This window comes from Phyllobacterium ifriqiyense (genome assembly GCF_030817885.1).
GTDB classification, from domain to species: Bacteria; Pseudomonadota; Alphaproteobacteria; order Rhizobiales; family Rhizobiaceae; genus Phyllobacterium; species Phyllobacterium ifriqiyense.
This window is the reverse complement of sequence record NZ_JAUSZT010000002.1, coordinates 783424-796567: the sequence shown is the minus strand read 5'-3', so window position 1 is coordinate 796567 and position 13144 is coordinate 783424. Positions and strand designations below refer to the sequence as shown.

Here is a 13144-nt window from a genome sequence, read left to right as displayed (position 1 = left end):
TTTTTGCTACAGTCCCAGCAATGTACGCGTCAGCGGATGATCCGCCTTCGTCAGGCCTTCGATAATATTGGCGTGGTGCTTTGTCGGATCTTCAACAGCCGTAATGCTGCAATCAAAGCCAGCCCATATATTGGCAAGCAATGCATTCTGCCTGATAAACTCCGGACGCTCATCGGCACCAACCCATGCAGTAAGGTCGATCCCTTCTTGCGGTTCGAGCAAAGCCGGGCTCTCCAACCGCGCTTCTATGGCATCAAGATGAAGCGTCTCGTTCATTTTTGTTTTCATTAAAGGCCGAAGGTCCGTGATAGCAGATATCGGAACGGTCTTGCGAATGCGCTGACGGATCGTTTGCGGCAATGGCGATGTGACTGTAACCATGCGTGCCACGAGATGGCCACCTGCTGAATGCCCGGTCAAATGAATCGGGCCTGCAACTTCTCCTGCGGCTTTGGTGATGGCAAGACCGATCTGAACCGTAATATCGCTGATGCGAACTTGCGGGCAGAGCACATATGATGGAACGGCAACAGCAAATCCATGAGCATGCGCACCCCTTGCCAAATGTGACCACACGCTTTTGTCGAAATCTTCTTTCCAATAGCCCCCATGGACAAATATCATAATGCCCTTTAGATCGCCCCAAGGCATGAAAAGGTCGAGTCGGTTTCGCGTATCTGGGCCATAGGCGATATCTGCCTTCAGCAGACCTTTATCATCCATTTCCGACCGGAACTGGGCTGCCTCTGTACGCCATTTTTGCGGATAACTGGCTCCGTCCGGAATATAGGCGAAGTTGGAATAGGCATCATCCCAATCGATAGCATTCGTCATGATTATCTCCCGATTGTGATTATTCCCTTATTTTCTCACGAATCTGGTTTCCTCCGCCGGACTTGCGCAGATTCGGCAGAGCCAGCATCAGGAGCACAAAGGCACCAGTGGCAAATTTAAGGTCTGCTGGAGCAAGTCCCAGCGTCAAGCAGAATGAGATCAACTGGTAATAAACCAACGACCCGACAATGGGGGCAAGGATTTGCCGCAAGATCGTCTGACGACCGGTAATCGCTTCACCGATAATAAGAGCAGCAAGTCCATTGATAAGAATGCCAAAACCCATATTGACGTCGGCAAACCCTTGAGTTTGAACCATGATGCTTCCACCTGTGGCAGAAAGCGCACTGGCGACACCAACCCCAATGATCGTCGCAGTGCTGACATTGATGCCTTGCGCTTCAGCCATATCCGGGCTCGCCCCGACCGCACGCATTGATGTGCCTTTCTCCGACATGAAGAAGTACAACATCGCGGCAACAACAAGCGCGACCAGTACCCCTACGATCGCAATTTTCACCCATGCGAAATTGGCAGCCGGTCCGGCCAATAAAGTAAAGGTCGTGTCATAGGTAAAAAGCGGAATATTTGTGCGGCCCATAATACGCAAATTGATGCTGTAGAGCATCGTCATCACCAATATACCGGCAAGGAGCGTGTTGATCTTGAACCGGAGGTGGATAAACGCCGTTGTGCAACCCGCCGCAAATCCGCAAAGCAGAGCAATAAAAACGGCGAGAAAAGGATTTACCCCGGCCGCTATCAGGGTTCCGCAAACACACCCGCCGAGCGGAAACGCACCTTCAGATGTCAGATCCGGGAAATTCAGGATACGGAATGGCAACATAACGCCAAGAACAACAAAGGAAACAATGAGGCTTTGCGCAATTGTGACCGGGATGAGCCCGTAGAAACTGTTAAAAACATCCAGCATCTTAGGCCCCCTGCAACGCGATTGCGTCAGACTTTGTATGGAACCGGTCAATAAGGTCCATCACTGTGATGCCGCGCTTCTCTTCGGGCCCAATATCTACAAGAACCTTGCCAGCATCCATCATGATAATCCGGTTACCGTAATTGATGGCATGTTCCATATTATGCGTGACCATCATTGTCGTGAGCTTGAGCTCATCGACGGCACGCACTGTCGTGTCCATGACAAGTTTGGCAGTGCGGGGATCAAGGGCAGCCGTGTGTTCATCCAGGAGCAGCAGTTTTGGATGTGTTGAAACGGCCATGACCAGCGAAAGTGACTGACGCTGCCCACCGGATAGCAGCCCGACTTGCATATCGAGGCGGTTTTCCAATCCAAGATTGAGTTCAGCCAATTGCTCGCTATATCGAGCGCGGCGGGATGTTGTCAGCCCATAGGCAAAGCTGCGCTGTTTTCCCCGCAGTTCGGCAAGCAGCATGTTTTCGCCGATTGTCATGGTCGGAGCAGTGCCTATCATCGGATCTTGAAAGACTCTGGCAATGAACTGGGCACGGCGATGGGCGCTTAGCTTTGTGACGTCTTGACCGTCAATGAATATTTTGCCGGAATCCAGCGGCAGTTTACCGGAAACAGCGTTGAGAAAGCTCGACTTTCCAGCACCATTACTACCAATCACGATGCAAAAATCACCGGATTTAAGTGTTACATCCAATCCATCGAGAGCACGTCGTTCATCCTGCGTGCCGCGATAGAAGATTTTGGTGCCGCCCTTGACGGAGAGCATGTCGGTCATGTGAGCCCCTTAAGCTGAGCCGCTATAATATGATAGTTCCCGCGCTACAGGCGGGAACTATATGCTTATGGCTTGTAAGAGAAGGCTTATTTGACGAAACAACCGCAATCTTTGAGGCTATCCGGCACTTTTTGTCCGGTTTTTGCCAGAACGGCTTCATTTATGGCTGCAGCATGGTCTTCATAAGCCGGTTTGATGGGCGCCAGGCTTTCCGTCGATTTTCCGGCCAGAATTTCAGAGGCAAGTTTTGCCGCGTTCTGACCAACTTTGGTGTAGGAAACTTCGAAAGCCGCTGCCACAAGCCCATCGCGTACCGCTTGCGCAGAGGCATTGACAACGGGAATGTTGATGCTCAGGGCCGCCGCCGCAACAGCCGGAACGGCTGGTTGTACAAGATTGGAGCCCGGCACGTAAATCACGTCAGCTTTTCCTGCAAGTGAACCGACACGAATTGGAATGTCGTTCGTGTTGTCGAGGCCGACTTCAACGAGTTCCAGACCCTGCGCCTTGGTGACTTCCTGCATCAATTTGAGTACAGCAACGTCATTGTCTTCGCCGGGATTGTAAAGATATGCGATGCGCTTTGCATCTGGCAGCAGCTTCTTGATGAAGGTAATTACGGAGGCAACATCCTGCAGATCGGAGGCTCCGGTCATCGCCTTATCGCCAGCCTCCCAGGATGGTGTCAGCTTGGCTGCAACTGGATCCGTAACGGCAGCAAAAACAACTGGCGTATTGGTATTTCCGACGATCTGCCGCGCGCCTTGTGCAACGGGTGTCGTGACAGCCAAAATAAGCTTCGGACTGTTGGAGGCCAGCTTGGTTACCATTTGCGGGATCAGCGTGGCATCAAAGTTAACCTGGAGCTCATCATAGACGGCATCACTAACACCGAGCTTGGTCATCTCCGCCTTGAAAGCAGTAACCGTCTCATCCAATTGGGGATGTTTGCCAAACTGTGCAATGCCAATGCGGGTTTCTGCGGCCGCGGCACTCAAACCCAAAAGCAAGTCCGAGCGCCGTACCTATTGTTAGACGGGCCAATTTGTGTGCCAAAACCATCCGATTCTCCCTTTTTATATGTTCCGCTCTGTAAAGCTTGAAAATAGTATAACAAACGTGAAATGATATACAATATGGAATTAAGCACCAACGTGACAAAGGGACCAAATGGCCGATAGCGTCAAATCTGATGGCCTCTATACCGTGCTTCGATCCCGCATCCTCAATGGAGAGTTGCGGCCTGGACAATCATTGCGGTTGCGAACAATGGCGCACGAGCTTGGCACAAGCGCTACTCCCATGCGTGAAGCACTCAATCGCCTTCATGCTGAAAACTTCGTCACGACCGAAGCCAACAAAGGTTTTCGTGTGGCCACTATGACGCTCGAAGAACTTGAAGATCTTGAGACCGCCCGGTCCGTGATTGAAACTGAATTGCTTGCGCGTTCCATCGCCGAAGGTGACCGCAACTGGGAGGCTAATTTGGTCAGCGCGCATTACCGCCTTGCCACTTGCGTCACGCCCAATTCTTTTTCACAATCAGAGGCAATAGATGCATGGGATATCGCTCATGCCGAATTCCATCTGGCGCTGATAGCGGGAACATCCTCAAAATGGCTCATGAGCTTTGCCCAGCAGACCACGGCGCAGCTGCAGCGATATAGGCGACATATAATCCTGCGCATAGATCACCTGAACCGTGCTGCGGAAGGAGCAGCCGGGAATGCTGTCTTATCCCGTGAAGCGCTTGGCATCGAAGCGCATACAGCCCTGCTCGAAGCAGCACTCGCACGAGACAAATTGAAGGCCGAGGCCTTGCTGATTGATCACGTCCGCCTCGCCAAAGAGGCATTTTTGAAACTGGCCCGCGCTGGTGGCATACCTTCTGTCGACACAGCGGCCTGATGGAACAATGAAACCCATGACGAGCACCAAAGCCATTTTAGCCGACCAATCTGATCCGCTAAGGTCCTTTCGCGACAGATTCGAGCTGCCCGATAATGTAATTTACCTTGATGGTAATTCATTGGGCGCGCTGCCGAAAACCGTGAGGCAGCGGGTTGCAAAAACCATAAGTGAAGAGTGGGGCGAACAACTCATTCGAAGCTGGAACACTGCCGATTGGGTCCATCTGCCTCAACGCGTGGGAAATAAAATTGCCGGCTTGATCGGCGCGCCTGCAGGAACCGTCGTTGCCGCCGACAGCACATCGATCAACCTTTTCAAGGTGCTGTCAGCCGCTCTCGGGCTCAATGCCGGACGCAGCAAGATTGTTTCGGAAAGAGAAAACTTTCCAACAGATCTTTACATAGCAGAAGGCGTGGCAAAACAGATAGGAAAAGGCCACAGGCTTGTGCTGGTTGACAAACCGGCCGACATTGCTGACGCGCTTGACGATGATGTAGCCGTTCTCATGCTTACCCATGTCAATTATCGTACCGGCTACCGTCACGATATGGCGGCAATAACGCAGGCCGCCCACGACAAAGGTGTCCTTGTTGTGTGGGATCTGGCTCACTCAGCGGGCGCAATGCCCGTGGATCTGACCAGCGCAAATGCCGATTTCGCTATAGGTTGCGGCTATAAATATTTGAATGGGGGCCCCGGCGCTCCGGCTTTTCTATATGTCAATCCGGCTCATCAGGGAGAATTCAATCAGCCACTATCGGGTTGGTTTGGCCATCGTGCGCCTTTTAACTTCGAAACTGTCTATGCTCCGTCCAGAAACATCGAACAATATCTTTGCGGAACACCGCAAGTTCTGGGAATGATCGCTCTGGATGAAGCATTGTCAGTTTGGAATGATGTCGACATGGAAGCTTTGCGGATGAAGTCGACGGCGCTGTGCGACACCTTCATCGAAGGCGTTGAAGAATTTGCAGCGGAATATCACCTAAAGCTGGTCACGCCGAGAGACGCCGATAAGCGGGGGAGCCAGGTTTCTTATTCATGCGAAAATGGCTACGCCATCATGCAGGCGCTGATCGCCCGGGGTGTGATTGGCGATTTCCGGGCACCCGACATTATCCGCTTTGGATTTACGCCTCTTTATCTGAGTTTTGCTGATGTCGAAAACGCCGTTTCTATACTCAAGGAAGTCCTGGTAACACGCAGCTGGGATGCACACGAATATCGTGTACTCGGGGCGGTCACATGACGCGCACACCTTACGATCCCTCCGGCGAGGGCGCACAGATGTCCTTCGACGGACGGATGTCTTACGGCGATTATCTGCGGCTGGATACAATTTTGACTGCGCAAGCCCCGCTTTCCGATGCGCATGACGAAATGCTTTTCATCGTGCAACATCAAGCTTCCGAAATCTGGATGCGGCTGGTCATTCACGAATTGACATCCGTGTGCGATCACATTGCCAAAGATGATCTTGCACCCTCGTTCAAAATGCTTGCTCGGGTTTCGCGCATTCTTGACCAGTTGAATTCCGCATGGGACGTGCTGAGAACCATGACGCCCAGCGAGTATACGACATTTCGCAAGGCGCTTGGCATGTCTTCCGGCTTTCAGTCATTTCAGTATCGTGCAATTGAATTTTTGGCGGGCAATAAGAACGCGGCGATGATGCGTCCGCATGCGCATAAAGCCGATATTCACGCATGGCTTGAAAGGATTTTGCAGGCACCAAGCATTTATGACCAGTCGATCCGTCTTTTAGCCCGGCAAGGGTTTCCCATTGATCAGTCTATTTTGACACGCGATTGTTCGCAGGCCTATGAGGCCAATGAAAGCGTCCGTGCCGCCTGGCTGGTTATTTATAGCGATCCGGAAGCACATTGGTCGCTTTATGAGCTTGCCGAAAAACTGGTGGATTTTGAGGATTATTTCAGGCGCTGGCGGTTTAACCACGTCACGACTGTCGAGCGCATTATCGGCTTTAAAAGCGGGACAGGCGGGACTTCAGGTGTCAACTACTTGAGAAAAATGCTCGACGTCGTTTTGTTCCCGGAGCTTTGGGCTGTTCGGACCGATCTATGATCACGCGGCATATTTATCTATGGCAACACAGTCCATCGCAGATTTGGCGTGAATATGATTGCTATGGGTAAAGCCATGTTTTGCAATCGCTGCAAGATCGTCATCCGGTTTAATCGGGCGGGACCACCAATTGTCGTTAAGCGTCCAACCATGGGCTGTTGCGCTTTCGACTTCGGAGCTATCGGGACGAAGTGTGCAGGATTCGTGGATGATTCTAGCCTGGGGTGAACGTTTACTCATGAGCTGCCGTCCTTGCGCCAGCGCACTTGCTTCATCGTCTGCAATCACCAGTTGGTGAAACAGATGGCGCGACTGCTTGTACTTCGTCAGATAGGCAAACTTTATTTGATAGGCTGGCATGGAGCACTCCTGCATCAAAGACTCAGTCGTTAACCAATTATTAATATTGGTACTTGACAGGCTTTTTGCAAGGCTAGAACCAGCTTTATACACACGGAACGCAAGTTAGGCAGAAGCATGAGCCTCTGTCTAACTTGCTGTTAAATATTCACAATTTTTGTTCGTTACGACAACGAAATATAGTTTGATCAATCAACCGTAGACCAACTTGTCTTGCCGTGCGCGAAGCTCGACAATTTTGGATCCCGGAGCTGTGGCGGCATTGGCATGGGTGATGAGCTCGCCTTTTTTTATCGGGGCCGTAACCAAGCCGCCTTGCAAAAGTCCGCAAGGAATTGCACCAGCTGACCGCGCTTCAGGAGCAGTCATGATCCAGGCCCGATAGCAATATTCCCCGATAGCATCGAGCTTGTCGCCGGGTTTCATATCTTTTTTGGCAACAGCGCACACTTCTGCAACCGGCGTGGCCAAAGGAACCATATCCGCCTTACCGTACAGAACGACGCGCGCGCATGTTAGCGGCACTTCAAGAGAGGTGAGATGATAGGGACGATGAAATGTGAAATAGGGACCTTTGCCCATTTTCAGATCTTCCATCCGCTCTGATATGCGAGGATGCGACATATCGGCAATAACGAACACGCCGGGAGCCACTCCCTTGCCAATGGAATAGTCAACGACGCCAACTCTCGACAGTACACCACCATCTTTTTCCGGTACCAGTACCTTGGAAAGCTGATCAAGGGTTGCGGCAGGACCGTGCATGCCTGGCTTGTCCGGGACAAGCCCTGTTGCATTTGCAATTGCCGCCATTTCCACCATGGTCTTGGAACCGTCCACAAACTCGACGAGCATGCGGACATTCATGTGCCGGCGCGCTGCTTCTTCCTCGTAATCGTCAGGAATGGCATCAATATTGAGAGGATTGTTCTTGCCCTTGCCCGCAGCAACGATCGGGTGGCCCATGGCAGAAACAAACTCGATCAACTCCATGCAAGAGGAAGGTTCATCACCCGCACCAAGGGAATAGGTGACGCCGAGCCGATCAGCCTCGCTTTTGAGATAGGCGCCAATAGTGACGTCAGCTTCAACATTCATCATGACCAGATGTTTGCCGTGCTCCATGGCCCGCAGACCGATCTCGGCTCCAACCGCCGGCACGCCTGTCGCATCGATGACGACATCTATCAGTCCGTTTTCCAGAATGAGATTCGCATCATTGGTGACAGCAATCTTACCGGCTTCCATGGCTTGTGTAAGAGCGGAAGCATTCGATACTTCACGCGAATGCCCCTCCTCGCGATAGGCGATATCCACCGCCTTAAGCGCATTGGGCGTATTGAGCTCTGAAATAGCGCCGATTTCGATACCCGGCATGTGCGCTACGCGTGTAACGATGTCGGTTCCCATCTCCCCGGAGCCGATCAGGCCAATGCGGATTGGGCGTCCCGTATCAGCGCGCGCCTGCATATCCCGCGCCAAGCCTGTCAATGCAACATTTGTATTCATAATTCCTCCAATGTTCTATAACTGGAATAGGACGAGAACGCGTGATTGGCAACTGACTATGCCGCTTTGTAGCGAAAATCCAGGATTTGTTATGACCTTGGCCTGCGAAACGCTGGCGCTAGAGGGCCGAAAAACCTATTCGGCAGTTATGGTTTGGTAAGGGTCGCCGTTCTTTTCGATGACAGCAACACCAACAGACGTTGCAAGGCAATGAATGAGAAGAGAAGTATTCCCACAACGATCTTTGTCCACCAGCTCGACAAAGTTCCGTCGAAAACGATGTATGTCTGGATAATGCCCTGAATAATTACGCCGATGAAAGTGCCCGCAACATAGCCAACGCCACCGGTCAGTAGGGTTCCGCCAATAACTACGGCCGCAATTGTATCAAGTTCGACACCAACTGCTGCAAGAGAATATCCGGCCGAAGTATAAAGAGAGAAGACGATACCCGCGAGCCCTGACAGAAAGCCCGACATTGCATAGATGCCGATGGTTGTTTTGGCAACGGGCACTCCCATAAGCTCGGCAGAAGTACGATTTCCTCCGACGGCATAAATATATGAGCCAAACTTGCTGAAATGGGCCATTACAATGCCAAATGCAAAGATCAGCAGCATCAGGCAGCCAATGAAAGTCAGTCTTCCGCCACCCGGCAGCAGATAATATAATCCCTGCAGATATGTATAGAATTGATGATTGACCGGTATTGAATCCGTCGTCATGACAAAGCACATGCCTCGCGCCAGAAACATTCCTGCCAGCGTAACAATGAAGGCGGGGACTTCCAGATAATGGATAACGGCACCCATGCTTGCCCCGAAAGCAGTCGTAATGACGAGCGCAATGGCGAAAGCGATGAGGGGATGAATTCCGTAATGCGTGATCAGCACCGCAAGCAATACGCCGGTGAAGGCAATCACCGATCCGACCGACAGGTCAATGCCACCTGAGAGAATGACAAAGGTCATACCAACGGCAGCAATTCCAAGAAACGCGTTGTCAGTCAGCAAATTTCCGGCGACCCGCGTTGAAAACATCATGGGGAACTGAAAGACGCAGACAGCATAAGCAACGATACAGATCAGCAATGTTGCATAAAGAGGTAAAAGACGTGTGTTCACTGGCTCTTCCGCCCTTGTGGTACCGAATTCTGCCTTAACGAATGCCCAGCCGCCAGCCGATGAGAATGACTGCGCAAGCAAGATCACGATTATGACCAGCGCTTTCAAAATGAGATTATATTCTGGCGGGAAACCGGACAGCAGTATTCCTGTGTTCATTGCCTGAATGATGACCGCTCCCAGCGCCGACATGAGAATGGAGAACCGACCGCCGAAGAGCGACGTGCCACCGACAACGACGGCAAGGATAGCGTCCAGTTCCAGCCAAAGACCAGCATTATTGGCGTCCGCTCCACGTATATCGGCTGCAATAATGATCCCCGCCAATGCGGCGCAAAACCCGCAGAAAGCGTAGATTACAAGCAGCAGCAGCTTGCTGTTCAGGCCTGCATAATTGCTGGCGCTGCGATTGATACCAATGGATTCGATCAGCAGCCCAAGTGCTGTGCGCCGGACAACCGCAATCGCCACGATGAGAAGCAGCAACGCAATCAGGATAGGCATCGGAACCCCGGCAAATGATCCGGTTCCGAAAAATATCAGGCCAGGTTCATTGAAGGTGACGATGGAACCTTCCGTAATCAGCTGCGCGATACCCCGCCCGGCAACCATCAAAATCAACGTTGCCACGATGGGTTGCAGGTCGAAATAGGCGACAAGAATACCGTTCCACAATCCGCACAACAAACCTACCCCAAGCGTGGCAAGAATGACGATCGGCAGGGGATATCCGGCAACGGTCATCGTTGCCGCTATCGCACCGGACACCGCCATCACTGCACCAACGGAAAGGTCAACACCGCGGCTCGCGATGACAGCAGTCATACCAACTGCAAGGATAATCACCGGCGCACCCCGGTTGAGCACGTCGATCAGGCTACCGAACAACCGCCCGTCTTGAAGGCGTATGTCGAAAAATCCGGGGAAAGCCAGATAGTTGAGAAATAATATCAGCACGAGCGTAAGCAGCTGCGGCATGGCCTTCGTCAGTGCTGTGACACGCGGACCGCTCATGCCGATGCCCTTTCGGGTTCAGCAGCAATCATCTGCATGATATTAGCTGGAACAATATCATCACCGGAAATTTCACCGCGATGGGCACGGTCACGCAAAACGACAACGCGGCTGCTATAGGCAACGATCTCATCGATTTCCGATGAGATAACAAGCAGGGCCATGCCGTCGTCACACAATTGATGAATCAAGGCAATAATCTCCGCATGAGCACCCACATCAATGCCGCGGGTTGGTTCGTCCAAAATGAGAAGCCGTGGATTGGTGGCAAGCCAGCGCGCAAGAATGACTTTCTGCTGATTACCGCCAGAGAGAAATTTCACCGGCTTTTCGATGTCGGTCGTTCGAATATCGAAAGCCTTGACGAATTTATCAGCTAGTACAGTCTGCTCCTGAGTTGAGAGGCGATGGAACCAGCCCCTATGCGCTTGCAGCGCAAGACAGATATTCTCCCGCACGGAAAGATCACCGATTATACCGTCGGACTTGCGATCTTCCGGACATAAGCCAAAGCCACAGGCCACTGCGTCCTGTGGAGTCCGGATAAGCACCGGATCACCATCAATGTGAATCTGCCCTGTGTCTGCGGCATCAATACCAAACAGAACTTTAGCGGTTTCCGTGCGCCCAGAACCCAATAGTCCCGCCATGCCAACAACTTCGCCCTCGCCAATATCCAGATCAAATGGATCGATGCTGCGACTGCGTCCGAGCCCTTTGAAAGAAAATTGTCTGATTTCGGGAGCGGGCCGGTCACGGCGCGTATTATGTGTGGCAACAGCCAATGTTCGCCCGAGCATAAGCGAAACAAGCTCAATTTTTGAAAGCTCTGTTGTTAATGCGCTTCCGGCCAGTTTGCCATTACGCAGGACCGTCACCCGGTCGCAGATTTCATAAACCTGATCGAGAAAATGGGTAATGAAGACAATCCCCAGGCCACGGCTTCGCAACTTGCGAAGAATTGCGAACAGGATTTCGGTCTCATGGCGGTCGAGACTGGCTGTCGGCTCGTCAAGAATGAGAACCCGTCCTGACATATCGACAGCGCGGGCAATTGCCACAAGCTGCTGGACAGCGACGGAATAGCGGGACAAATCCGATGAGACGTCCAGATGGAGATCGTACTGGGTCAGAAGCTCCCTTGCACTTTTTTCCATCAGCTTGCGGTTAACGAAGCCAAAACGCATTGGCTGGCGACCAATGAAAAGATTATCGGCTACAGACATATCCGGCAGCAGATTTACTTCCTGATAGACGGTGCCGATGCCCAGATTTTGCGCATGCTGCGTGTCGCGCACGCTCACAGGCTGCCCGTCTATCTTTATCACGCCGGAATCGGGCTGATGCACGCCTGTCAGTACTTTGATAAGCGTCGACTTTCCTGCACCATTCTCGCCGAGAAGTGCATGGATTTCTCCGGGGCGAACGGCAAAATCGACGCTGTCGAGAGCTTTAAATCCGATGAATGATTTGCAGATGCCTTCTACGGCCAGAAGACTGGGATGTTCCGTCATTGCGCCTCTCGCGAGCGTATTGTCAATCAGTAGCCAGCCGCCCGATAGGGCAGCTGGCAATGACGGTTTGATCAGTATCCCAGACCCTTTTTCTCCTCGTAGACCTTCTTTGGATCATCCGCCTGCGTATAAAGCTTCGATTCCGTCTGGATCCACTTTGGCGGGGCCTTTCCGTCATCCTTGAACGCCTTGAGCGCATCAAAAGCCGGGCCGGCCATATTTGGGGTCAGTTCAACGGTTGCGTTGGCTTCGCCCTCAGACATGGCCTTGAAAATATCCGGAACCGCGTCAACCGACACGACGAGAATATCTTTGCCTGGCTTCAAGCCTGCTTCTTTGATTGCCTGAATTGCACCGACAGCCATGTCATCATTATGGGCGTACAATGCGCAAATGTCTTTGCCGCCATTTTCGGCTTTCAGAAAGCCTTCCATGACTTCCTTGCCCTTGGACCGGGTAAAGTCGCCTGTCTGGCTCCGGGTAATCTTGATGTTGGATGCAGATGCGATACCTTCTTCAAAGCCCTTCTTGCGGTTGATTGCCGGGCTCGAGCCCACAGTTCCCTGCAATTCGACGACTTTACAATCCTTGCCAGCTACTGTTTTCACCAGCCATTCGCCCGCAACCTTGCCTTCGTGCACTGTATCTGACGTCACAGCTGTCAAATACAGATCATCACTGGCTGTTTCGATTGTGCGGTCCAAAAGTATAACCGGAATTTTGGCTTCCTTGGCTTCTGTGAGAACAGTATCCCAGCCCGTCGCAACGACCGGCGCAATGAAGATTGCATCGACGCCTTGAGCGACGAATCCACGAATCGCCTTGATTTGATTTTCCTGCTTCTGCTGGGCGTCGGCGATCTTCAGGTTAATACCGCGCTTTTCCGCCTCGATTTTAGATACGGACGTTTCAGCGGCGCGCCAGCCGGATTCAGAGCCAATCTGCGAAAAGCCAACTGTCAAATCTGCCGCATTGGCATACCCGGCAAAGGCAATCGCCACCGTAGTGGCAAGCAGAATTCTCTTCGTAAAAGCCATAACTTCTCCTCCCTAAATGGTCAAACTGT

At 52.0% G+C, this 13144-nt stretch carries 12 protein-coding genes and 1 pseudogene; 3 read left to right on the top strand and 10 right to left on the bottom strand.

The window, feature by feature from the left end; translation table 11 throughout:
* Positions 1-6: 6 nt before the first annotated feature.
* From QFZ34_RS05335 to QFZ34_RS05320, 4 genes are all read right to left on the bottom strand, one after another.
* Positions 7-834 (bottom strand): hormone-sensitive lipase, encoded by an 828-nt coding sequence (locus QFZ34_RS05335; protein WP_307277847.1) that lies wholly within the window; start codon positions 832-834, stop codon positions 7-9.
* Between the two features lie 19 nt (positions 835-853).
* A complete protein-coding gene (locus QFZ34_RS05330; RefSeq protein WP_307277845.1) occupies positions 854-1768 on the bottom strand; it encodes an ABC transporter permease in 915 nt (304 codons plus the stop codon).
* Between the two features lies 1 nt (position 1769).
* Complete coding sequence (locus tag QFZ34_RS05325) at positions 1770-2552, bottom strand: ABC transporter ATP-binding protein (RefSeq protein ID WP_307278977.1); 783 nt, start codon at positions 2550-2552, stop codon at positions 1770-1772.
* A 95-nt stretch (positions 2553-2647) separates the two neighbouring features.
* A complete protein-coding gene (locus QFZ34_RS05320) occupies positions 2648-3565 on the bottom strand; it encodes an ABC transporter substrate-binding protein (protein WP_307277841.1) in 918 nt (305 codons plus the stop codon).
* 166 nt (positions 3566-3731) lie between these two features.
* On the opposite strand from QFZ34_RS05320, the gene QFZ34_RS05315 reads away from it, so the two are divergent.
* From QFZ34_RS05315 to kynA, 3 genes are read left to right on the top strand one after another with little or no spacing between them, the layout of a single operon-like run.
* Positions 3732-4469 (top strand): GntR family transcriptional regulator, encoded by a 738-nt coding sequence (locus tag QFZ34_RS05315; RefSeq protein ID WP_307277838.1) that lies wholly within the window; start codon positions 3732-3734, stop codon positions 4467-4469.
* A 16-nt stretch (positions 4470-4485) separates the two neighbouring features.
* Positions 4486-5721 (top strand): kynureninase, encoded by a 1236-nt coding sequence (kynU, locus tag QFZ34_RS05310; protein WP_307277835.1) that lies wholly within the window; start codon positions 4486-4488, stop codon positions 5719-5721.
* Positions 5718-6557 (top strand): tryptophan 2,3-dioxygenase, encoded by an 840-nt coding sequence (gene kynA, locus QFZ34_RS05305; RefSeq protein ID WP_307277832.1) that lies wholly within the window; start codon positions 5718-5720, stop codon positions 6555-6557. Before kynU ends, kynA begins: the two co-directional genes overlap by 4 nt.
* Here kynA and QFZ34_RS05300 read toward each other — a convergent pair whose 3' ends face one another.
* The 6 genes and pseudogenes from QFZ34_RS05300 to ytfQ form a co-directional block, all read right to left on the bottom strand.
* Entirely contained in the window at positions 6558-6917 is a 360-nt protein-coding gene (locus QFZ34_RS05300) for a hypothetical protein (protein WP_162802565.1), read from the bottom strand.
* 192 nt (positions 6918-7109) lie between these two features.
* The gene (locus QFZ34_RS05295; RefSeq protein WP_307277829.1) at positions 7110-8426 is read right to left on the bottom strand and encodes an NAD(P)H-dependent oxidoreductase; all 1317 of its coding nucleotides are present in this window, start codon (positions 8424-8426) and stop codon (positions 7110-7112) included.
* A gap of 146 nt (positions 8427-8572) precedes the next feature.
* Complete coding sequence (gene yjfF / locus QFZ34_RS05290; RefSeq protein ID WP_307278974.1) at positions 8573-9550, bottom strand: galactofuranose ABC transporter, permease protein YjfF; 978 nt, start codon at positions 9548-9550, stop codon at positions 8573-8575.
* A 51-nt stretch (positions 9551-9601) separates the two neighbouring features.
* Positions 9602-10564 (bottom strand): annotated as a pseudogene (locus tag QFZ34_RS05285) (ABC transporter permease); the annotation flags it as partial.
* On the bottom strand, positions 10561-12078 hold the full coding sequence (locus QFZ34_RS05280; RefSeq protein WP_307277826.1) for a sugar ABC transporter ATP-binding protein: 1518 nt from the start codon (positions 12076-12078) through the stop codon (positions 10561-10563). The gene QFZ34_RS05280 and the pseudogene QFZ34_RS05285, both read right to left, overlap by 4 nt.
* A 71-nt stretch (positions 12079-12149) precedes the next feature.
* A complete protein-coding gene (ytfQ, locus tag QFZ34_RS05275) occupies positions 12150-13115 on the bottom strand; it encodes a galactofuranose ABC transporter, galactofuranose-binding protein YtfQ (RefSeq protein WP_307277824.1) in 966 nt (321 codons plus the stop codon).
* Positions 13116-13144: the final 29 nt, after the last annotated feature.